This window comes from Allomuricauda sp. NFXS6, from assembly GCF_040148835.1.
Lineage (GTDB): Bacteria > Bacteroidota > Bacteroidia > Flavobacteriales > Flavobacteriaceae > Flagellimonas.
The window spans coordinates 253,415-277,014 of the sequence record NZ_JAGEMG010000002.1; the positions used below are offsets into that span (position 1 = coordinate 253,415).

Annotated in this window: 12 protein-coding genes; 2 read left to right on the forward strand and 10 right to left on the reverse strand. The window is 41.2% G+C overall.

Features of this window, described 5'->3' with window-relative positions; genetic code table 11:
- The first annotated feature begins 3 nt into the window (after window positions 1-3).
- A complete protein-coding gene (locus J4E06_RS04450) occupies window positions 4-2,379 on the forward strand; it encodes a GAF domain-containing protein (protein WP_349522839.1) in 2,376 nt (791 codons plus the stop codon).
- A gap of 7 nt (window positions 2,380-2,386) precedes the next feature.
- Here the strand turns inward: J4E06_RS04450 and J4E06_RS04455 are convergent, their stop codons facing one another.
- The gene (locus tag J4E06_RS04455; protein WP_349522840.1) at window positions 2,387-3,580 is read right to left on the reverse strand and encodes a Pycsar system effector family protein; all 1,194 of its coding nucleotides are present in this window, start codon (window positions 3,578-3,580) and stop codon (window positions 2,387-2,389) included.
- 53 nt (window positions 3,581-3,633) lie between these two features.
- On the opposite strand from J4E06_RS04455, the gene J4E06_RS04460 reads away from it, so the two are divergent.
- Complete coding sequence (locus tag J4E06_RS04460) at window positions 3,634-7,347, forward strand: metallophosphoesterase (protein WP_349522841.1); 3,714 nt, start codon at window positions 3,634-3,636, stop codon at window positions 7,345-7,347.
- Window positions 7,348-7,376: 29 nt separating this feature from the next.
- Here the strand turns inward: J4E06_RS04460 and J4E06_RS04465 are convergent, their stop codons facing one another.
- From J4E06_RS04465 to J4E06_RS04505, 9 genes are all read right to left on the reverse strand, one after another.
- The gene (locus tag J4E06_RS04465) at window positions 7,377-7,706 is read right to left on the reverse strand and encodes a hypothetical protein (RefSeq protein WP_349522842.1); all 330 of its coding nucleotides are present in this window, start codon (window positions 7,704-7,706) and stop codon (window positions 7,377-7,379) included.
- Entirely contained in the window at window positions 7,694-7,903 is a 210-nt protein-coding gene (locus tag J4E06_RS04470; protein ID WP_349522843.1) for a hypothetical protein, read from the reverse strand. The genes J4E06_RS04465 and J4E06_RS04470 overlap by 13 nt, the downstream gene beginning before the upstream one ends.
- Window positions 7,904-8,002: 99 nt before the next feature.
- A complete protein-coding gene (gene recQ / locus J4E06_RS04475) occupies window positions 8,003-10,087 on the reverse strand; it encodes a DNA helicase RecQ (protein WP_349522844.1) in 2,085 nt (694 codons plus the stop codon).
- Window positions 10,088-10,447: 360 nt separating this feature from the next.
- The gene (locus J4E06_RS04480) at window positions 10,448-11,305 is read right to left on the reverse strand and encodes a hypothetical protein (protein ID WP_349522845.1); all 858 of its coding nucleotides are present in this window, start codon (window positions 11,303-11,305) and stop codon (window positions 10,448-10,450) included.
- Window positions 11,298-12,197 (reverse strand): GyrI-like domain-containing protein, encoded by a 900-nt coding sequence (locus J4E06_RS04485; RefSeq protein ID WP_349522846.1) that lies wholly within the window; start codon window positions 12,195-12,197, stop codon window positions 11,298-11,300. The genes J4E06_RS04480 and J4E06_RS04485 overlap by 8 nt, the downstream gene beginning before the upstream one ends.
- Window positions 12,198-12,219: 22 nt before the next feature.
- Window positions 12,220-13,551, reverse strand: a complete 1,332-nt coding sequence (locus J4E06_RS04490) for a vanadium-dependent haloperoxidase (RefSeq protein ID WP_349522847.1) — start codon at window positions 13,549-13,551, stop codon at window positions 12,220-12,222.
- A 10-nt stretch (window positions 13,552-13,561) separates the two neighbouring features.
- Complete coding sequence (locus J4E06_RS04495) at window positions 13,562-16,801, reverse strand: VCBS repeat-containing protein (protein ID WP_349522848.1); 3,240 nt, start codon at window positions 16,799-16,801, stop codon at window positions 13,562-13,564.
- The gene (locus J4E06_RS04500; RefSeq protein WP_349522849.1) at window positions 16,794-20,141 is read right to left on the reverse strand and encodes an FG-GAP-like repeat-containing protein; all 3,348 of its coding nucleotides are present in this window, start codon (window positions 20,139-20,141) and stop codon (window positions 16,794-16,796) included. Before J4E06_RS04500 ends, J4E06_RS04495 begins: the two co-directional genes overlap by 8 nt.
- On the reverse strand, window positions 20,138-23,443 hold the full coding sequence (locus J4E06_RS04505) for a VCBS repeat-containing protein (protein ID WP_349522850.1): 3,306 nt from the start codon (window positions 23,441-23,443) through the stop codon (window positions 20,138-20,140). The genes J4E06_RS04500 and J4E06_RS04505 overlap by 4 nt, the downstream gene beginning before the upstream one ends.
- Window positions 23,444-23,600: the final 157 nt, after the last annotated feature.

Here is a 23,600-nt window from a genome sequence, read left to right on the forward strand (position 1 = left end):
GGTATGCAGCACGACCTCAATACGGAAAGCCCGCTGGTTCAGTTGGTAAGTTTCAATAAGTTGTTGGAACATTACGACGAACAGCTTACTAGTCCCAATCGACACATTGCCGAAAGGGCAAAATATGTATTGGATACTCAGGCCCCGTACCCTGAGTTAAGGGATGGTTTTACCGATTTGTCCTTGTTGGACAAGCACAAGGATGTTATCCGGATTATTTTGGAAGATTCTTTTTCTCCGATTTTGACGAAAAATGAAATCAAAACGGCATCCACACCTTTTGAGAATTTGGTATTCAATTCATCGGAACGATTTCGTCAGATATTGAAGGATGCCGGTGAGGATTTTGATTTGGCAATAACCAATATTCCAAGGGAGTTCGATTACATTATGCGATGTGCCGTGATTCTTCAGTTTTATTACGGTTTTAAATTGGACTTTAAACGTCCTTTCTTTTACGACATACCGGATACCAATGGGGTGATGCGCAGATACCGTATTTTGTACAATGCGGATTTTATGGAAATCATTCCGACCGAAAAGGCCAAGGAACTCACCCAAGACGATGTGGACGAGTTGCTGGATAATTTCTACAATCTGGATATTTGGAAAGATAAAATTCCGCCAAACAGCTTTATAGCCAAGGGCTTTGTTATCTCCAATATGTTCGATGTAACCGCGGAGCATTCCGTTTCTGAAATCAAATCTACCTTGATAGGGCGCGCCCAAAAAGGTGAAGAGACCTTTATGGAAAGCTTTGAAGATACATTTAGGTCGTTTTTTAATCTTAATGATATAAAAGTCGGGTTTTCGGGCTATGATTCCAATGCCAATCGATTTTTTAAAATATACGGGAAAGGGATGGAGAGCTATATCCTTAATGGCAGGGATATGGAAGAATGTGATTCCATGTTCTGCAACCATACCCACGAAAAATTGTTCAAAGAGAACAAGTACTTCGCCATATCCAATGTGGAAAAGTATTTTAATGGGTCAAAGGGAGAGGTCCAACCCTACAAAAGCCTTATGGAGCAAGGCATTAAGAGTGCTATTTTGGCCCCTATTGCCGTTGATGGAAATTTATTAGGGGTACTTGAGCTGGTGTCGGGCAAGGTGAACGAGCTCAATAGTGTGAACGCAAACAAGTTGGATGATGTAATGCCATACATTGTTGCAGCTGTAATGCGCACCGTTGAGGAAGAAGAAAACTTGATTGATGCCGTGATTCAGCATGAGTGTACTTCGGTGCACCAATCGGTGTATTGGAAGTTTCAAGAAGAGGCCAAACGTTTTATGGCAGATGAGCTTGCCGGTAACGAAGCTGTTTTCAAGGAAATTGTTTTCAAGAATGTATATCCGTTGTATGGTCAGATAGATATAAAGGACTCTTCACAAGAACGCAACCTTGCCATTCAGAGGGATTTAATGATCCAGCTCTCCGAAATCAGCGATATTTTGAAAATTGCTTTTCAGAAATACAAGCTTCCTATTTATGAAGAGTTGATGTTTCGCGTAAACAATTATTTGAACGAGGTCAAGGAAGCATTGTTCACCCATACAGAACAAGCGGTTTTTGATTTTGTGAAAGATGAGGTGGATCCTGTTTTCAGCCATCTTCAAAAAGAAGATGTTGAAATTGCTGGATTGCTCGAAAAATACAATCAGAAAATAGATAAGGCTACCGAAAGTTATTATGATCATCGCAGAAATTACGATAATAGCGTAATGGAGGCCAATATGAAGCTTGCCGCACTGCTGGACAAAAGGCAGGAAGAAGCACAAGAAATGTTCCCACACTACTTTGAACGTTATAAAACCGATGGTGTGGAGCACAATATGTACATTGGAAGCTCCATTACAAGGGACCGGAAGTTCAGTGAACTGTTCTTGAGCAACCTTAGGTTGTGGCAGCTTCAGGTTATGTGCGAAATGGAAAACAAGTACTACAGTTTAAAGCCCCACCTACCCGTTCAATTGGATGTGGCATCATTGGTTTTGGTATACAGTACTTCTTTGGCCATCCGCTTTCGAATGGATGAAAAACGTTTTGATGTGGACGGTACTTACAACGCTAGATACGAGGTCATCAAAAAACGAATTGATAAGTCCTTTGTCAAAGGAACCAATGAGCGTTTGACCCAAAAAGGCAAACTCTCCATTGTATATTCCCAACGCAAGGACGAAAAAGAGTATTTACGCTACATCAGCTTCCTGAAAGCAAAAGGATACTTTACCAATAATATTGAAATTGTTGAATTGGAAGGAGTCCAAGGTGTATCGGGATTGAAGGCGATCAGGGCTGAAATTCTCTATCAAAAAGATAAAAAATCCGAGCGTACCTATACCTACGATGACCTAATGGAGGAATTGAGCACCTAGTCTATGGTCAGAATACCAATCTGTCCGGACCAAAATACCTAAAGGCAATCACAAAGGAAATGACCGAGACAATCATTCCTACCATAAATATGTTGTAGGTGAGCCTAAGTATTTTGTATTTTTTGTTAAGGACAATCCCTAAATAATAGAGATCCTTGGTCAATGAAGAATAGACATAATCTTTGTCCTTGACCAGTTCTTCCACAGCCGATTGATATTCTTCCAGGCCCATTTGGTGAAAATTCCCGAAGAACAATAGGTTGACCCTCCTTTTTTCCACATCTTCCTTGGTGAATTTGCCGCTTGTGATGTTGGGTCTTGTGGCCAACACCGAAAGTACCATGGACACAATACTGAAGGTAATCAATATTAGCGTGGGATAAATCATATAGGTATTGGTCGGGTTGTCCAGTTTTGTAAGCAAATTGGCCAGCACCAATGATATGACTATGGCATTAACGGACAACAGAATATTTGCTTTTGTATCGGCAATGTCACTCAATTTTAAGTGGTTTCTCAACGTTACACGGTACAGGGTCTGGACACTTCTATCGGGGCTTTCGCTTTTATATTTGGCCTTTAAGGCTTCTTTTTTGGCAATCTTTTTTTCCGCTTTTTTTTCTTTGAGAAGCTTTTTTAAATTTTGTTGCTTTCCTTCTTCCCAATTTTCTTTGGCATAATCGGTGAAAAAATGATGTTTGGCACGGAACATTTTAATGTTCTTGTCCCGCCATTGCTTGGCAGAATAATCTGCAATGCCCAAGGCTTTGAGTTCTTCCTTTAAAAAATCGGTGGTTTCCCAGTAGCTTTTTTTGGCAAAATGTGATGTATCGGCATCGCGGATAATTTCCTCCAGGAGATTGGAAGGTTCGTTGCACATTTTTGTCACTATGATTAGCGAACATACTTGGTCTATCCCTTCGGCATCGTAATCATTTTCCTTGAGAAATTCCTTGGCGATTTCACAGCTGCTTTCCTCGTGATTTTCCCAACCGTTTATATGCCCAACATCGTGGAACCAAGCTGCCAACAACAATCTTTCGTTGTCAACCTCCTCTAGCTTATAAAAATTGAGCAATTCTTTAGTACTTTTAACCACTCGTTCGGTATGTCGTAAGTTGTGGTACAAGAACTTGGAATCAAGCTCCTCCGTTAACAGTTTAGAGACGAAGTGTTTAGTTTTTTCAACAATTTCCGACATATTACCAGATTAGAGCATCCAAAGTACAAAATTTTGGAATCAACCCCGTATATATGAAAAAACATTACGTGCTGGTCCTTTTAACTGTGTTGGTTACTGGTTGTGCCACCTACCAAACAAAATATGCAGAGCCTTTTTCTGCGGATGTCGAGACGGACGAAAAGGAAGTCGAGCATACCTTTTACCTTATCGGTGATGCCGGAAAATCCCCAATAGGCAACCTCAATCCAACATTAAAGAATTTTAAAAAGGTTCTTGACCGAGCGGATAGCAATAGCACGACGATTTTTTTAGGGGATAATATTTATCCTGCCGGCCTACCCGACAAAAAAGACTCTACCATTGCCTATTTGGAGGCCAAAAGCCATTTAGATGCCCAATTAAGAACATTGGAAGATTTCCAAGGTAAAAAATTGTTTATCCCAGGCAATCACGATTGGTACAACGAAGGTTTGGTCGGCTTGAAACGAGAAGAGGAATATGTTGAAGATGTTTTGGATTACAATGATGCGTACCAACCAGAAAATGGATGTCCCATCGAAAAAATAGAAATCAATGAAAAGGTGATGGTAATCGCCATTGATACGGAGTGGTACTTGGTCAATTGGGATAAGCACCCTACCATAAATGATGAGTGTGAAATAAGGGATAGGGGCCGTTTTTTTGAAGAACTGGAAAGCCTGATTAAAAAAAACCGGGACAAAACGGTTATTATTGCTTTGCACCATCCCATATTTACCTACGGTTCGCACGGCGGCCAATTTTCATTTAAGCAAGGCCTTTATCCCAGCGGAGGTAAGGTGCCGCTACCCATATTGGGAACCGCTATCAATCTTTTGAGAAAAACTTCTGGGGCCACAGCAGAGGACCTATCCAATAAAAGATATGATGAACTTAGGAACAGAATACTGACACTTTCGCAATACTCGGACAAGATTATTTTCGCCTCGGGCCATGAGCACTCGCTTCAATATATCGAGGAGTATGGTAAGCCTCAGATAGTTAGCGGTTCCGGAGCAAAAACAGGGGCTACCCGTCTATTGAACGGTAGTAAGTTTTCAACTGGAAGAACAGGATATGCCATATTAAAAATCTATAAAGATGGTTCATCCCGAGTTCAATTTTATGGTGCCGATACGACTTCCCATGAGTTGCTGTTTCAAACCCAAGTACTTCCACCTGACAGGTCAAGCAAGAGCATTGAACTTGCGGATGAATTCCCTGCTTATAAATATGCGTCCGTATACGATGAGGAAGAAATTGATAAAAGTGGTTTTCATAAATGGTTGTGGGGAGAGCGTTACAGAAAATACTACGCCACCAAGGTAAAGGCGCCTACCGTACGGCTAGATACCCTTTTTGGTGGATTGAGCGTTGTTAGAAAAGGTGGGGGGAATCAATCCAATTCTTTACGATTGGCGGATAAAGATGGCAGGGAGTATGTAATGAGGGCGCTGCGAAAAAGTGCCGAAAGATACCTTCAGGCCATTGCCTTTCAAGACCAATTTATAATAGGAAAGTTTTCGGATACCTATACCGAGGAACTGTTGTTGGACCTATACACCGGTGCCCATCCTTATGCTCCTTTTACCATAGGTAAACTTTCCGATGCCTTGGGAATGTACCACACCAACCCTGCGCTCTACTATGTGCCCAAACAATCTGTTTTGGGGGATTATAACAAGGAGTTTGGCGACGGACTGTATATGATAGAGGAGCATGTTTCGGATGGCCATGACAATCTCGAGAGTTTTGGGTACACTAAAAAAATCGAAAGCACTTACGACCTCATGGAGAAATTAAGGGAAGATGAGGAATACAGCATAGACCAGAAAGAATATGTGAAGGCCCGACTTTTTGATATCCTTATCGGAGATTGGGATAGGCATGTAGATCAATGGAGATGGGCCGAGTTTGAGACGGAAAACGGAAACAAAGTGTATAAACCCATTGCCAGGGACAGAGATCAGGTATTTTCCAGATGGGGAGATGGGGTCATCATGAATTTTGGTTCTAGGGCGGTACCCAATCTTCGTATTTTTGAAGGATTCCATAAAGAAATAAGGAGCGTAAAAGGACTTACTTCATCTCCAAGAACATTTGCCTTGGATATGGCCTTGCTATCGGAGACGGATCTGCAAATGTGGATAGATCAGGCAGCATTTATACAGCAAAACTTGAACGGGGAAATTATTGATGATGCATTCTTGGCCTTCCCCGAGGAAGTCAGGGATGAAACTTTGACAGAAATCAAAAGGATACTTTTGGCGCGAAAGGAAAATTTGGTGGAAACCGCCAAGGAGTACTACGCAGTTTTGAACAAATACAGCGTAATCACAGGAACGGACAAAGATGATTATTTTAATATTGTTTCGCTCCCAGATGGCGATGTTGAGGTAAGTGCCTATAGAATAAAAGGCGGGGATTATACAGATTTGTTCTTCCATAAGGTGTATAGTCCAGATTACACCAAGGAAATTTGGATCTATGGTTTGGATGATGATGATGTATTCGATGCCAACACGGAAACCTCAAAAATAAAGGTGCGCATTGCAGGTGGACAAAACAATGATGTGTACCAAACTTCCGAAGATTCCAAAAAGCTTGTTGTCTACGATTTTAAGACCAAGAAGAACACTTTTGATGATGCCTATGGGGGAAAAATTAAAAGGGTAAACGATTACGATACCAATACTTATGAATTTTTAAATATAAAAGCCAGTAACAATCAGGTATTACCTACTGCTGGCTACAACCCTGATGATGGCTTAAGGTTAGGAGTAACCGACACGTATACTTACAATGGTTTCAGGAAAAATCCGTTCACACAGCAGCATACGTTCAATGCCGCCTATTATTTTGCCACCAAAGGCTTTGATTTTGGCTATACCGGTGAGTTTGCCCATATATTCAACAAGGTAAATTTTGAATTGGATTTTAGGTTCACCAGTCCAAATTTCACGCGCAACTTTTTTGGTTTTGGTAATGAAACGGTCAACAATGACGACGAGGAACCCTTGGAGTTGGATTATAATAGGGTACGGATTCAGACATTCAGGTTTGCACCTTCGTTGGTGTGGCGCGGATTTTACGGTTCAAAAGTACGACTGGGCGTCGCATATGAAAATATTGAGGTTGAAGAAACCGAAAATAGGTTCATCAATGAGTTCTATGTCGAAAATGGAGAAGAAAGTAATTTGAATTTCTTTGGGGTTGATGCTGAATACAGCTATTCCAATACCGATAGCGAAGCATTTCCCACCTTGGGCATGAGTTTTACACTGGAGGGAGGTTTTAAGACCAATTTGGACGAATCTTCAAGATCGTTCGGATATGTCATCCCGTCCTTTGCTATAGATCATAGGCTTACTGCCGATGGCAAGTTGGTGTTGGCCACAAAGTTCAAGGGTCATTTTACCATTGGAAATGGTTACGAATTTTATCAAGCAGCGAGTATTGGTGGTGACAATGGTCTGAGAGGATTCCGCTTTGAACGTTTTACCGGTAAAACGGCCTACTATCAAAATACGGACCTTCGATATAGCTTTAGGGGAATCAAAACAGGACTATTGCCAGTGAATCCAGGATTTTATGCTGGTTTCGATTATGGCCGTGTGTGGTTTCCTGGTGATGATTCCCATAAATGGCACAATTCTTATGGTGGAGGGTTTTTCGTAAACGGTGCCGATGTGCTGTCTGCAAATTTTGGACTTTTTAACAGTACAGATGGTTTGCGTTTTGCCTTTGGTGTTGGATTTGGGTTTTAATATCATTTAGGAATTAACTCAAAATGATGCTATGGGTTGGGCGCAATATGTTTTGCTTCTTCACAATGATTGTTCAAGATGCCCGTAATAATGTAGTTGTTGTCCTTTTTTTCAAAAAAGAGGTACCACGTGGTTCGGGAAGTAGAATTGTAAAAGATGTAACGACTCCCTAAATGTTTTAACTTAGGTGGTGTTTTTTTATGGGGAAATGTGTGTATGTCCGTTATAATGAAATGGATAATCTTATCCACATAGCCTTGGGCAATTTCTTCATACGAAAAATATCCTGCCATAAATAGCGAAAAAACCAGTTCATCAAAATAATCAATTGTATGTTTTGTGAAAGTTACTTTTTCCAAGGATATGCCTTAATCCGTTTATACATCTCTGCCCTTGCCTCCTCCACGGTATAGCCTTTATCCCATTCTTCATCAAAATCAAAGGGTTTTTCGCTACGGTTTTTTATGGCTTCCAAATGTTGCAATACGGATATATCCTCTATTTCGCGAATCCAGGCGATGAGTTCTTCTTTTACTGTAATGGCTTTAGGTTCCATTTTTATATTAAATTGTTGTTTTTAAAGATACAAATATTTCATTTGAAATTTTTAAAACACTGTAAATCAGTTTTTTGTTTTTAAATACTTCAATAGCCATCAACTTTTGTTTTCCAAAAGATACAGTGCCATTCTGATTTTCCAGTAAGGAATCTGCTCCTCAAAATACATAAAGTAAGATTTTACCCCTTCAACCTGATCACCGAGCTCGGTTTTGGCAACTTGTATTTTCCTAACCTCTTCTTCGGAAATAAATTGGTATAGATCGATAGGCTTACCTTCTTCGTGCGCTTTTTGAAAATGGCCATATACGGTATCTTCTTTCAATTCCCGCTGTGTGGCAATATTGGCTACTGTCATACCTTTTTCAAACAGTGAAAACGAGAGTTCTTGGGTACTTTTCTTGGAGGCTGCCCAAGCGTTGATAACTTTAAGGAAACATGTGGCATATTTGTCTTTTTTTGCTTCGCCCACACCACTTACCTGCATAAAATCGGTTTCGGTTTCGGGGAGTTTGGCTTCCATATCGCGCAAAGCGGCATCGCTGAACACGATATAGGCGGGTATGTTTTCTTCAATGGCTATTTCTGTACGAAGGGCTTTCAATTTATCGAACAAACCAACTGCTTGTGTTTTTTCGGTACGTTTGCCCTGGGTTGTTTTTTCTGCTTTTTGAAGTGTGGCGAGCTGGACTTTTCGATCTTCAAATAAAATCTGCTTGGCCAAAGGTGTGAGCAACAAACGTCCGTTCTCGTGAAAGCGGATTTCCAAAATACCCTGATTCACCATTTGGATGATATACTGTTGCAAATCTTGCCAAGAGACATCTTTTACCGTACCGTAGGTTTTTATGTTTTGATAGCCTTTATCGAACACTTGTACATTTTGAGCGCCGCGAAGCACATCCACCAGCATGGTCATGGCCACCTGCTCTTTTAATCGATACACTGCCGAACAGACTTTCTGTGTCAAGATAGAGCCGTCAAAAAAGTGGGGCGGTGTTTTACAGTTATCGCAATTACCGCAATTTTCTGAAACATGCTCGCCAAAATAGTTCAACAAGGCAATACGGCGACAACTCAGGGCCTCGGCAAACTGCTGCATACGCTCCAATTTGGCCAGTTGCACTTCTTTTGTTTGCGATTCTTCTATAAACTTGCGCAGCTGTATAACATCGGAAAAACTGTAAAACAACAAGGTGCGTGCAGGCAAACGGTCGCGACCGCTACGACCAATTTCCTGATAGTAACTCTCTATGTTTTTGGGCATATTGTAATGGATTACCCAACGTACATTGCTTTTATCAATGCCCATCCCAAAGGCAATGGTGGCCACGATTATAGGTGTGCGGTCATTGACAAAGTCTTCCTGTACCTGATTACGGGCTTCAGTATCCATTCCGGCATGGTATGCTTGTGCTTTGAATCCGTTGTTGTTTAATTTTTCGGCGAGTTTTTCAGTACCTTTTCGGCTTAGGCAGTAGATGATTCCACTTTGGTCTCTGCGCTGCTCCAAAAATCGGACTATTTGCGGGAATCGGTTGGTGCCCGGACGCACTTCAAGGAATAAGTTTTTCCTATCGAAGGAGGCAATGTGCCTTTCGGCATTTGTTATGTTGAGCTGTTTGAGAATGTCGTCTTGCGTGGCACTGTCGGCCGTGGCGGTAAAGGCCGCAATGGGAACGTTGGGGAAAACCTCCTTCAGCTTGCCCAATTGTGTATAAGCTGGGCGGAAATCGTGTCCCCAAGCCGAAATACAGTGTGCTTCATCGACTGCGAACAAACTTACATTGTCCTCGTTTAAAAACGGCATTAAATGCGGCAGGCTTTCGGGTGCTACGTACAGGAGTTTGATTTCAGTTGACCGAAGCTTTTTTAGGATTTCGCTCTGCACTTCCGCAACTTGGCTACTATTGTAGAATGTCGCAGGGATACCGTTGGCCTGCAGGGCATCCACTTGGTCCTTCATCAAAGCGATCAGGGGTGAGATCACGATGGCCGTTCCATGAAGCAGAATTGCGGGTAACTGAAAACAAACCGATTTTCCGCCACCTGTAGGCATTATGCCCAAAAGATCTTTTCCTTCGATAATACTGTTGATAATGGCTTGCTGATTGGGTAAAAAAGTATCAAAACCAAAGTGCTCTTTTAATAGCTGTAGGCTATGTTGTTGTTTGGGAATCATAGTGCCCAAATGTCAAGAATAAAATGAGTAAAAGCAAATTGAACAATTTATTAAGTGGTTGATTTGGTGTGTCCTGTCCCAAGAAATGTTTTGAAGTCACAAAAAATATAATGACTTACCCGTTGTGCATTTTGATAAAATTCGTTATTTCGAGTGAATTTCAAGACAGCATGAGTGAAATTTGTATTGAGAAAAAGAATTTTTATCTAAAAAAGGTTCTCGATACGATTTTTCGTTTCTCAAAATCACTCGAACTGAGGCCTAGAACTAAGTTTTATGTTCAAAATGCTCAATGGGTTAATGACTTCTAAATATAGGCCCAAATGTTCAAGGTTTGTCTGTAGTTTAATTTTTTGGATTTTAATCCAGCTTCAGTTCGTAAAGCTTCCGACCTCCATAATGGTTCTCCTCGTCAGCAATCAAAAGTGTACCATTATCATAAAAACAGATCGATTCTACCTGAGTGTTGGTTTGTAGGTCAATGATTCTGATGGATGATTTGGTAAAATCTGGAGTATTGTAATCCGTCAGCAAAAACACGAAACCATAGGTTAACAGGGCAATGGTTTTGCCATCGGGAGAAATGTCGGCGCTGGTTACCGAACAATGGTCTTGATCTGCACAAAGGAACAAAGCCCCCAAAAACTCTGCTTCGTATTCACCTTCCGTATCGGGTACTCTATATATCAAGGTTTTTCCTGAATAAGGTCTCGTCCTATTTTTTGTAAAGATGTACAAATGGTCATCTAAATGGAAAAGACCTTCTGTATCAAAATATAGACTGTCTTTTTTGGGAGGAAAATCTTTTTGCTGTGGATATCGAAACTCAATTTTATCGGCATTGGGCTTTTTTTTGTCCATTTCATCATTTGGCACTTTATAAATGACCAAATCCTCACGAGCGTTCTTGTTATTGCCAAAATCTCCGATGTATAGATTTCCGTTAGCATCCATGGTCAAATCTTCCCAATCTTTGTTTTTAGCATGGTCTATTTCCAAAGATTCCTGGATATTACCATCTTTATCCGCCCTGTAAATATTGTCCTTGTTGCCACTATCTTCGATGACCCAGATTTTGCTCTCTTTGTCGATCTCCATTCCGGAAACTTCTTTAAGCTTGGACGGAAATTTGCCCAATTGGTCCAGTTCGCCCAAATAGGTTTTTTGGGCACAGGCTTGTGCTACGATCAGTAAAAAAGCCAGTACAAGTTTATTCATCGGATTCTTTTATGGGCATAAACACCTCAGTGGTCCATTTCAATTCGTTCCCTCCCATATTGGGATTGTTATGGAATACCTCGATAGGCTTTTTCTCTACGGGTATATTATTTTCTTTGGCATAATCTAATAGTGCGTACCAAGCACGGTCAGAAGTAATATAGTTGCCATGGTAGACCGCTTTGAGGGCGTTTTTACCAAAGATGCGCTTGTATTCAATATCCGGGTGGTTCGGAAGTTTCTCCGATCGGATGATGGGATTACAAAAATTATAGGAAAGACTGTTGTTCTCCAAATCCCAATCCAATACTTCAACAAAAGGAGGGCCGTTCAATTGGACTTGATTTTGTGCAAGGATTCCATCTAAAAAGTTATAGTTGGCCATCATCCCTTTGGCTTTGTTTTCGGGCGTTGTTTTTAGTTTGACGCAAGCGCAAAATGAGGAAAATATCTCCGCTTCTCCTTCTATGGAATAGTTGAATCCTTCCAGATGTTCGTTTAGGAAACTGTTGAAATCCAAAAGCAATTTTCTGGAGCCTTTTTCAAAATCCGTATCGGAGAAAGGCACAGCAATCCTATTGCCAACGGAATTATTGACATCCTTGATATTTACCTGAACTTCACTCAACGAATCGTGGACTCGGTTTATTTCCCATTCGTAAACGTGAATGGAATCGTTTACCAACACAGTTTGCACAAAATGACTGGGATTGATGTAATCCACAGGGACTACCGAGTCAAAGCCATTGTTCCAAGCCTTTACGGTTTCGAATATGGTTCCAGGAATGGCTTTTGCCTTAAAATTAACCTGGTAATCCTGGGGCTTTAAAAATAAATACCACAACACCGCTCCTACCACAAGGGCTAGGACTATAGAAATAATCTTCCTCATAACTAAGGAGCAAAAATACGGATTAGCCTTTTGTCATATCCAATTTGTCCACTATAAATTTCCCTAGATCTCTACCTTGTTTTATACCTACATCAATGGCCGCACGATAATGGATTCCCCCATACATTCGGCTCAATGCCGCTTCATCGGATGCTTGTTTAAAAGAGGTGAAGGAACGCACCGGAAGGCCGTAGGCCACTTCGGTGTCGTCGTCAAAGGCAAAGTTGTCACCGAAGATATCGGTTAGGGCTATGGCCGCTGCACCTGATACCACGCTGTGCCCGCTGGTATATTCTGGAAACGGAGGCGTTTGCAGTACAGGCTCCCAACTGTCATCGATATACTCGTTGATCACAGTTTCCGGACGAATAAGATTACTTCTGTATTTTTCGTCCCAGCAGCTTATGAAGGCATCTGCTATTGCAATGGAAGTTTTGGTATAAGCGTAAATGGTTTTGGCAAAATCAGCATCTGTTTTTCGGGATGCTATTTTGGTAATGCCTATCCAATGTGCTCCAGGTGTAATTTTTTTTGTCGCGAACATCAAATGTCCTCGGGTTACTGAAACATAAGGATTACAATCCCAAAACTGTGCGATGGCAATTTCCTCGGATTTGTCACCTTTCCCGATCATACTTTTTCGCACTTCGTAAACTTCCATTACCTCTTTGTAAAAATCAGAGTCTTTTTCCATGGAGAATTCTGGCGGCGGAATGGGTTTGAACTGCTGCGCGGAGTCGATTGCGAAGGGACGGATTTTCTCCCAATGTGGCTCAATTCCGTTCATATAGGCCGGGGGAGTGGGTTGCCATCGCGATGGATCGTCAGAGTCCACGGAGAACTTGGGCATGGTACGTGTCTCTTTGTAGTTGTCCTTGTCCATCCATTCCCCAACAAAGTTGGCCACTTCCAATCCGTACTCCTTACTGGCGTTAAAAACGGTTTCGTTCTTGTCCATCCAAATGGTATAAAGGCTATCTCTAAAGCTTTCCATTCTTTCTTCAGAAAAAATAAGCCTTTTACTAATGTCCATGTGAGCGATCAAGGCAGCCATTTCGTAGTTGACATTCTCACTGTTTTTTGGGTCTGGAATACTTTTTAGATCGGTTACCTGACCTGCCAAGGATTTGTATGTATCGTTTTTCTTGGCTACAATTTCGTATGCTGCAATATTGGAGTATGCAAATATTCTACTGGCCACTGGAGGCGAGAATATGTCATGGATCATTATTTCGATCACTTTGTCCACGGATGCATGAAATTCTTCCGGGGAGACTTCAACGGGTTCCTGTTTTTTTTGACATGATGCCAAAACCAACAACAGTGCGGCGATTAAACTTATTCTTTTTTTCATGGCCTTGCGATTAATCATTGATTTTATAGACTTGTGCTTTATCATTATTGAAGACAGCTAACAAATATTTTTTATTATTGAGTGTAATTGTTTTTAAATGTCGAATTGACTTTTTGGTGAAATCCAATCCCAATTGATTGCCCAAAACAATGTTGCTTTCATTTTGGATGAGCGCACCTGGAAACGAATCGAACCTACCGTGATAAGGCTTCACGCCAAAGTAATTACCGCCAATGAGCACCTCGGTACTTCCATCACCATCAAAATCAGCTACTAAAAACGACATAATAGGGGATACTTGAAGCTCATTTTTGAAGGGTATAAAGATAAAATTACCTTCATCATTTCGTAAATAACCTGATTTTAGCGTAGTTACCTTCAATAGGGTAGACGAATCCAATACATCTTCCCCAAAAATTTCCTCTACGGTTTTACCGGCAAAGGATTTATAGGTGGTATATTTCTTTTTAAGGTATACCAGTTGTGATGCCAAGCCATCCAATGTCTCCAATGGATAATAGTTACCGTTTTTCTCCATGGCGGTTACGGTCTCTGTTTGGCCGTTGTCATCAAAATCGTTAAAATATAGCTTCATGGGATGCTCCTCTGAAGCCTTAAACTTGGAATTGGTGCCCCAGTTGCCAAGCAGATAATCCATGTCCCCGTCACCATCTATATCAAAAGCTTCAATAGTTTGCCATAGTCCAGAAATGTTATCCTGTTCTACTTCGTTAAAAGAACCATTTTGGTATTTCAAAAACTTGGGCGACATCCATTCCCCAACGAGAATCAGGTCTGTAATCCCATCACCATCAAAATCGCTCCAAAGGGCATCGGTGACCATTCCTTTGGAAAACGCTTCAAAATTTTTGTTGACTTTGAAACTTCCACCATCATTTTCAAGCAAATAGGAACTGGCCGGCGCTCCAAACTTGGCGGTAATTGTGTGTCCGCCTACAAAAACATCCAGATCACCATCACCATCAAAATCAAAGGGCCTTAAGACTGACGAATTTTGATAAAATTCTGGAAGCGCTGCCTTTGTGAAAACGGTATCTTTTTGAATGTAATAGGAATCCATCAATGGTTCGGATTTTCCGTAAAAATCGCCACCGCCTGAGGTGGTGATCAGATCATTTTTGCCATCGTTGTTAAAGTCTGCGATGGTTGCCGAAACATTTTCATAAATGGAATCCTTTTGGATGCTTTCCATTTTTTGGTTCACAAAAATGGAATCCTGCTGTACAAAGATTTGTGAAGGCTCGTATTTGGAACCTCCGAAGAAAATATCGTCTATTCCATCCCCGCTTAAGTCACCTATGGCCAATGCGGGTCCTCTATCCGATATTTGGTAGGGTATCATTTTTTCGCGGTTAAAGTCGGTATAATTGTCCTCCGTATGCGTAAAATCCAAACCTAGGTTGCCGTCGACTGGACTGAACAACGGTTTTTTAGTTTCCCGAAGGGAATGGTAATCAAAAGGTCTAGTGTTTTTTGGTTCTACCGTAAGCGTTTGGTTTACGGCTACATTTTTTAATACCTGATTGGTCTTGTTCGGCCAAATGATTTTAATCGAATCTATTTCTGATACATTTTTATAACCAAAATGTATCATTGGTTCAGAAGATGCTTGAAAACCTCGTGTTGGGAACAATTCTTTGAATTGTAGGTTACCATTTTGATAGGAATAAACCTTGGTTCCAATCCCGAAAATATTTTTCTCGGTGTAATTGAACTTCAGTTTTAAGTAATTGCCCTTGTCGTTCGTTTTGTTGATATACAAGGATGCGGGCTGGTTGATGTTGTTCGTAACCAAGTCTAGGTCGCCATCGCCATCAAGGTCGCCCATTGCGGTGGCTCCAGAAACAAGCGTGTCTTTGATAATCCATTTATTGGACATGTTCTCAAAATGAAGTTCTTCGCTGCCTTGAAACACATAATTATGTACATTTCCTGATGGCATCAGCTCCAAAGCTTGCTGGTCTACAAGTTTGGTATTGTCTATCTTTTGCTGAATTTGGTCGTTGGACACAAATTTGATGAAATCCAGGTCATTGGGTCTTTTCGGAATTCCATTGGAAATAAACACATCTTGATGCCCATCGAGATCATAATCCCCGAACAAAGCGCTCCAGCTCCAATCGGTGGCCGCAATACCGCTCATTAATGCAGTTTCCATAAAGTTTCCATCGGGCTGGTTGACGAACAGCATATTTCTGGTAAACTGATAATGGTACCCAAAACGGTCTATTCGCATTTTTTGGGTTTGGACGTTATCATCACCTTCGGAAGATTTTAGAGCAACTTCATCTTCAGGAAGCATATCCAAGGATAGTAAATCAGGTCGCCCATCGTTGTTGATGTCGGCCACATCGTTGCCCATGGAAAACCGAGAGGTGTGTCCAAAATATTGTTTCAAACTTTCGGTAAAGGTGCCATCACCATTGTTGAGGTAATAATAATCGTCTTCATGAAAATCGTTGCCCACATAAATATCCGGGTATCCATCTTGATTAAAATCGGCAATGGCCAAACCAAGGCCATAACCGTTGATACCCCCATAAATGCCTGCTTCTTCGCTAACATCCTTAAACTTGCCATTATCGTTGCGAAGCAATTTGTCCCCTGTTTCATAACGGCGCTCATACCTTAAATCAAAACGGCCAAAGGAATTTTGGGTATGTACGGCATGGTTGAGCAGGTACATGTCCAGATCACCATCCAGGTCATAATCAAAAAAGGCGGCATTGGAACTGTACGAATCAAAATCCAGACCGTACTTGACGGCGCTTTCGGTAAACGTATTGTCCCCGTTGTTAATGTACAGTTCGTTGAAACCGTTAAACCCGTTGATGCCCACCACCGCACAAACATAAATATCCAAGAATCCGTCCCCGTTCACATCGGCTATGGTAACGCCGGTGTTCCAATCGCTGTTTCCTTGGATTCCGGCAGCACTTGAAATATCTTCAAATTTCAGATCACCTTTGTTGAGGTACAATTTATTTTTGACTTGGTTCCCGGTAAAGAAGATATCGGGCAGACCGTCGTTGTTGATGTCGCCTACGGACACACCTCCTCCGTTATAGAAATAGAGGTAATCTAAAATGCTCAAGTCTTCGGAAGAGGTAAGCGTATTGGTAAAATCCACGCCCGTTTTTTGAGGTTCTGGATTTTCAAACAGACTACCTTCCTTGTTGCATGAAACCAAAAGGACTATTACAAGTAATATGGTGGCAAATCTATTCATTTAAAGCAAAAATCTTTGGTTTTTTGTTGTTAACGGCCGCAATAACATAAATTTTACCGTTTTTATCCTTGAACTGCTTCAAATATTTTACTTCATCCCTGATTTTGAACCCACTGGTTTCATAGTCTTGCCAGGTAAAACCAAGCTTTCCATCGCCCAATAGCAGGTTCCCTTGGCTTGCATCCAATCTTGAGAACTGTGGTTTGAACTCATAGTTGTTGCCCGCCATAATCAAATCCAAATTGCCGTCATTATTTACATCGGTACAAGTGATGTCACAGACACAGGAAAGTTGCACTCTTGGCGGTAAATTTTTGATGGTAAACTTTCCGCCCCCCTCGTTAATTGCTATTACCGATGCAGAGGTTTCTACTCTCTTTACAATGGATTTGTCCATTACTTCCTTGGGAAAAAGTTGCTGAATGGTTCTGCCAGCATAGTCGGATGCCTTAAGGTTTTGTTTTTTAAGCGATGGCAATTGTTCCGTAAGCTCTCTCTTTTGATGAATGGGGTAATCACCACCATTTTCTTGTATGGTCATGATTTGCTCAATGGTTCCGTTGTTGTCGTAATCATTGATGTACAATTTCATTGGGGCATAATCCGTTGGTTTGTAGTGAAGGTTCAAGCCTTGGTTGCCCAAAATTAAGTCATGGTCCCCATCGCCATCCAAATCTGCAGCTTCCACCGTGTTCCACCAACCGTAAAGACTATCCAGCGAACTGTTCATTTTGGATAACCTTCTGCCGGTGTTTTTGTAAATTTTCGGGGTGTCCCACTCCGAAGTAACAATTAGGTCTTTTTTACCATCACCATCCATATCTTCCCATTTGGAATCGGTTACCATCCCCGCATCTTTTAGGTCGTACCCCAAGCGCTCGGTAACATTGTTGAAGGTACCGTCCCCCATATTTTCCAAAAGGAGATGATCTGGATTTATGCCATAAGCCCCTACCACACTGCGCGACCCTATAAAAAGGTCCATATCCCCGTCATCGTCATAGTCATAAGGAGAGATGGTGGAGATGTTCTTAAATGTTGATGGTAGTTCGTTTTTTGATTTTGAAAAGTTCCCGTTGCCATCGTTCAAATATAGGCGTGCTCTATAATTTCTTTCCAGACCAACGTTGTTTCCACCGGAACCTACAATCAAATCGAGATCACCATCACCATCGGCATCAAAAAATGCTGCCGCGACATCCTCAAATTCCAAATCTTCTTCAAAAACAGCAATCTTTTTTGGTGAAACATTTCCATTTCCTGTATGTATGTAGAGAGCTCCAGGTTGTCCTTTTGCCCCTCCGATAAAGAAGTCCTCGTTGCCATCCCCGTTTACATCACCAACAGCTAACGATGGGCCTTCTTGGGAAAGCTTGTGGGAAATAAGTCCTTCGTAGTCAAAATCGTTATAGTTATCCTCTTTGTGTGTTGATACCCTATCCGCGTCGATTTCTTTCAGAAAGGATTTTTTGGATTCTTTTTTAGGTATGGTATAGGTTTCTGTGGCATTGGCATGATCCAGCGTCACCATTTGATTGGCCGCTACATTTTCAAATTTTTGTGTACGTTCGTCCGGCCAAACAATACGCAAGGAGTCCAATTGTTCCGATTTTCCCAGACCAATGGTCATATCATATTGTATGGAGGATTGGAAACCTCTTGATGGAATCAATTCTTGGTTTATGATGTTGCCATCAAAATAAATTTTGGCCAAGGTGCCCACGGCAAATGGATTGTTTTCCGGACCTTTGAACTTTAATTGGATGTAATTGTTGTCCAATTGCGATTCTGCGTTGTTTCTATAGATAAATGCTGGTGTATTCACATTGTTGATTACTAGGTCCAGGTCACCATCATTGTCCAAATCTGCATAGGCTGCTCCATTGGAACGTGATGGAAGCTCAAATCCCCATTCTTTGTTGGCGTTGGTAAAGGATATGTCCCCATTATTTTTGTAGGCGTAGTTCGGCTGCGGCTTGATAGGCATTTTGCTAATGATCGAATCAATGGATTCTTTTTTACCTGTCAGTGCCATTTTTTGCACTATTTCGTTGGCAAAGAAATCTACAAAATCCAAATCGGTAAGGTCGTGGTTGATACCGTTGGTGATAAATATGTCCTTGAGCCCATCGTTGTCCATATCGAACATAAGTCCGGCCCAGCTCCAGTCGGTAGCGTCGACACCGCTGTAATAGGCCACTTCGGAGAATGTACCGTTCCCGTTGTTGAGTTGCAGGGTGTTTTGGATGTATTGCTGACCAAAATCCTTGTTCTGCTTCAGGTTAAAAACATTGTAGCCTTCAAATTCCATCACAGATTTTACTCTTTGCTCTTTTTCCGGTAGCATGTCGGTAATAAAGATATCGTTGTGTCCATCGTTATTGATGTCGGCGATGTCGATACCCATGGCGGAAAGGCTCAAATGAGAGGCCCAGTCATTAATTTCCTCGGAAAATGTCCCGTCTTTTTGATTGATATAAAGGTAATCCCTCTCGTAAAAATCATTGGATACGTAGATATCGGGATACAGGTCACCGTTAAAGTCCGTAACCAGGACTCCAAGCCCGAAACCAATCAAACTACCGTAGATTCCAGCGTCCTCGCTAACATCTACAAACTTGCCGTTGTCGTTTCTTAGGAGCATATCCCCAACGCCTTTAAAAATGTCGGGTACCCCTTCCCAATCTTGTGCCCTTACTTCGCGTTGTTCGGCGTAGCCTAAACTGCTCACGGGAATGTTGCTGTTATTCAGAATATAGGCGTCCAAATCACCGTCTTTGTCATAATCAAAAAAGGAGGCATGGGTAGTGAATCCCGTTTTGGCCAGATTGTATTCTTCGGCTTTCTCGGTAAAGGTTAGGTCTCCGTTGTTGATGTAAAGGTCATTATCATGGTTGTTACCTTCCATGTTCCCTGCATTACTCACATAAATATCCAAAAGGCCATCATGGTTAATGTCTACCATAACTACACCTGTGGACCATGGTTTGTTGCCCAGAACATCTGCACTTTCGGAGATATCCTCAAACTTCATGTTGCCTTTGTTCAGGTAAAGTCTGTTGGGTTCCATGTTCCCGGTCAAGTAAATATCTTGTAGCCCATCGTTGTTGATATCACCAATTGCCACACCACCTCCATTGTAGAAATTCCGGTATTTGAATATGTTGAAATTTTTCTTGTTCTCTACCTTGTTGATAAACGTAACACCTGTTTCCTCTGGCTCCAAAAGGGTGAAAAGTGTTTCGGATTTCACTTCTTCCTCCGATTGGGCAGCTTTTTTATTGTTACATGCCACTACGCCTATGAGCAGAAGCCCTATGGTTATAATTTTCAGTTTCATTTATCGTTCTGTTTTTTGACCAAAAAAGCGGGAGCGTCATTGTTCATCGTTATGATGAACTCTTCTTTCCCATTGATTGTTATTTTTTCAATTTTTCTGGCGGCACCGGATATTCCCAAGTTTTGCTTCCAACCCACATTGCCGTGTTCATCATTCTGCAATAAAAATCCGTGTGAAGCATCCAATCTACCAAGTTGGGTACTTATCTCAAAATTATTGCCCACCATTAATATTTCATTAATCGTTTCTTTATCGTTTTTTACCAAGTAAATATCGTTTACGGATGAGGATTGCACCAAGTGGGGTAATTGCTTCTCCGAGAAGTTGTTATTGCCGTCATTTTCAAAATAGGAAGTGCTTAGAGTGTACACTTTTCTTTTGGTGGCTTCTTCTAATTTATCTTTCCCAAAAAGTTCTTCTAGTGAGGCTTTTGCAAAATCTTTGTAGAAGAGGAATTTTTTATTTAAAAAGGGCATTTGCTTGGCCAATTCATCTTTGGAAGCAAAAGCGGTCTCTCGTTCACCATGAAAATGGGTCACTACGGTTTCAATGGATCCGTTGTTGTCAAAATCGTTGATGTATAGGGTGATGGGTTTTTCCAGGGATGCGCTGAATTTTGTGTTACGACCCCAATTACCTGCAAGAATATCCAAATCGCCATCATTGTCCAAATCTGCAAGTTCAATGCTGTTCCACCATCCATTTGTATTGTCAAGTCCGTTATCTTTTTGAGAAGAAAGCTGTTCCCCGTTGTTCATAAAGATGGTTACTGGAGTCCAATGTCCGGCTACGATAAGGTCTGGGAATCCGTTGCCATCAATATCTTTCCACACAAAGTCTTTTATGTTTCCAACATCTTGAAGTTCTGGAGCAAAGGAAGGGGTTACTTCTTTAAAGTTTCCTGTTCCATCATTCTCTAGAAGGAATTGCTTTGGCTTTTCTCCGAATTGAGTTGGTACAGCGTTGGAAGCGATAAACAGGTCCAAGTCGCCATCGTTGTCAAAATCCATAGCATCTATTTTAGATGCATTGATTTCAACTTGTGCCAAAGTTTTTTCTTTTAAAAATGTACCGTTATTGTTGTGGTACAGCCTGGGTTGCAATGGTTTTCCATTGGTGAACTCATTGCCGCCACTGACCACGATCAAATCAAGGTCACCATCATTATCAATATCCGCAAACACGTGGTCGGTATCTTCGTTGATGGCATCTTCTTCAAAAATATCAGTTTGATGTTCTTTGAACTTACCTTCATCATCTTGTAGGTACAGTTTTGAAGCTTGTTTTTTACCCCCACTGATAAAGATATCATCCAAGCCATCGTTGTTGATATCTGCGACGGAGATAGACGGGCCTTCATTGGAATAGGCAAATGGGATAAGCGGATTTCGGTCAAAATCCAAGGTTGGATATTCTTTATGGACAAAGTCCAATTTATTTAATGTCGTATAGTTGGATGTTGTTTTGTTATGCTTTGTTGCATAGTAGTCGCCAGATGCGTTGGACTGCGAAACCTTTAATATTTGGTTTGCTTTTACATGTTTTAGGGTTTCAAAGGTTCCTTGTGGCCATACAATTTGAATGGAATCAATTATGGAATCTTTGCCGACACCAAAGTTTAGACTGTTGTCTTTGGCCGACATAAATCCACGGGTGGGGATATTTTCTTGGACCGATTTTCCATTTTTACCAAAAACAATTGCTTTTGCACCGATGCCAAATTTATTTTTAGGACTCCCATCAAACTGGATTTTAAGGAAATTGCCACCCTTTAGGGTGTTCTCCATAATAAAGGCTTCTTGGTTCACATTGTTGACCACCAAATCCAAATCGCCGTCGTTATCCAAATCGGTATACACGGAGCCATTGCTGTATGAGTCTATTTGAGGTCCCCAGGTGGCCGTGACATTTTCGAATTCTGTACCTCCTTTATTTTTATAGAAATAGTTCTGTACTTTTTTCTTGGGCAGACGGTCGATAAGTTCCATATCCTTGTCGGACAAGCCTTGTTCTATGTTTTTTTGAATTTCCTCATTGGATATATAATTGATATAATCCATATCGTTGGTGACGCCTTGAATTCCGTTGGAAACAAATAGATCCTTAAAGCCATCATTGTCATAATCTGCGAAAAGGGCTCCCCACGACCATTCAGTGGCTGCGATACCACTCAAATTCGCAATTTCCCCAAAGTTTTCGCCATCTAAATTTAAATGTAGTGCATTTGACATGTATTGGGGGGCAAACCCGTTTTTTAGGTATTGTTGGTACACAGGGTAGGGGTGTTCCAGCCCCGATGTTTTGTAGGCCTCCAAATCTTCTGGAAGCATGTCCAGGGATAAAATGTCCGTCAAACCATCGTTATTAATGTCGGCGATATCATTACCCATGGAAAAATGGGTGGTGTGGCCTAGTTTCGTATCATCTTCAGAAATAATCTCTTTAAACGTACCATCTTTTTGGTTGATATAGAGGTAATCGTTTTCAAAAAAATCGTTACCGATGTAAATATCGGGGTATCCATCGTTGTTGATATCACTTATAGCGAGTCCCAATCCGTACCCTATGGTTCCTTGGAAGATGCCCGCTTCTTTTGATACGTTGATATATTTTCCATTTTCATTCTTAAAAAGAATATCACCAGACATGGAATCTACGATTTTACGTTTGCTTCCTTTGCCATAGGAGCGGTTTGGATTTACCGAGTGGTTCATAAGGTACATATCCAAATCACCATCCAAGTCATAATCAAAAAAAGCAGCTTGTGTGGAGTAGCCAATAAAATCGAGCCCATAATTGGCAGCTTGTTCTTTAAATATGGGAATGCCTTTTGAGTTGTTCCCTTGATTTATGTAGAGCAGGTTTTGACCGCGAATGGTCTCGTGGTCTCCCACTTTGCAAACGTATATATCCAGAAGGCCGTCGTTGTTCACATCGGCGTGGGTGACGCCGGTGGTCCAGCCAGTATCGTTCACTAGGTTTGATGCAACGGTTACATCTTTAAAGGTAAGGTTGCCTTGGTTTAGATATAATTTATCTTCACCTTGGTTGGAAGTGAAGTATAGATCCACCAATCCATCTCCATTAAAATCGCCCGCAGATACTCCTGCACCATTATAAAAATATAGGTAGTTTAGGATGTTGAGATCCGGGGTCTGTTTTAGGCTATTGTTGAAGGTGATGCCTGTGTGCTTGGCGTCCTTGAGAACAAATAATGTTTGCTGCTCTTGAGTGCCGCAGCTTATCAAGATAGACAAGAATCCAAAAATTATCCAGAACTGTCCTTTCATTTCTTTTTTCAATAGCAGGAGTAATATAAATAATTCCTTGGCATGGCAGACACCAAATACATTAATGTTTTGCTAAGAAAGAATTAATAATTGACTAATATGCTTCATATCAAAAAGGAAAGACCACCGATCGGTGGTCTTTCCATATATTAAACAACTTAAACTTTGT

Coding starts and splice junctions, on each gene's coding strand:
- J4E06_RS04450 (WP_349522839.1), top strand. CDS start 4: ATGCAGCACGACCTCAATACGGAAAGCCCGCTGGTTCAGTTGGTAAGT.
- J4E06_RS04455 (WP_349522840.1), bottom strand. CDS start 3,580: ATGTCGGAAATTGTTGAAAAAACTAAACACTTCGTCTCTAAACTGTTA.
- J4E06_RS04460 (WP_349522841.1), top strand. CDS start 3,634: ATGAAAAAACATTACGTGCTGGTCCTTTTAACTGTGTTGGTTACTGGT.
- J4E06_RS04470 (WP_349522843.1), bottom strand. CDS start 7,903: ATGGAACCTAAAGCCATTACAGTAAAAGAAGAACTCATCGCCTGGATT.
- recQ (WP_349522844.1), bottom strand. CDS start 10,087: ATGATTCCCAAACAACAACATAGCCTACAGCTATTAAAAGAGCACTTT.
- J4E06_RS04480 (WP_349522845.1), bottom strand. CDS start 11,305: ATGAATAAACTTGTACTGGCTTTTTTACTGATCGTAGCACAAGCCTGT.
- J4E06_RS04485 (WP_349522846.1), bottom strand. CDS start 12,197: ATGAGGAAGATTATTTCTATAGTCCTAGCCCTTGTGGTAGGAGCGGTG.
- J4E06_RS04490 (WP_349522847.1), bottom strand. CDS start 13,551: ATGAAAAAAAGAATAAGTTTAATCGCCGCACTGTTGTTGGTTTTGGCA.
- J4E06_RS04495 (WP_349522848.1), bottom strand. CDS start 16,801: ATGAATAGATTTGCCACCATATTACTTGTAATAGTCCTTTTGGTTTCA.
- J4E06_RS04500 (WP_349522849.1), bottom strand. CDS start 20,141: ATGAAACTGAAAATTATAACCATAGGGCTTCTGCTCATAGGCGTAGTG.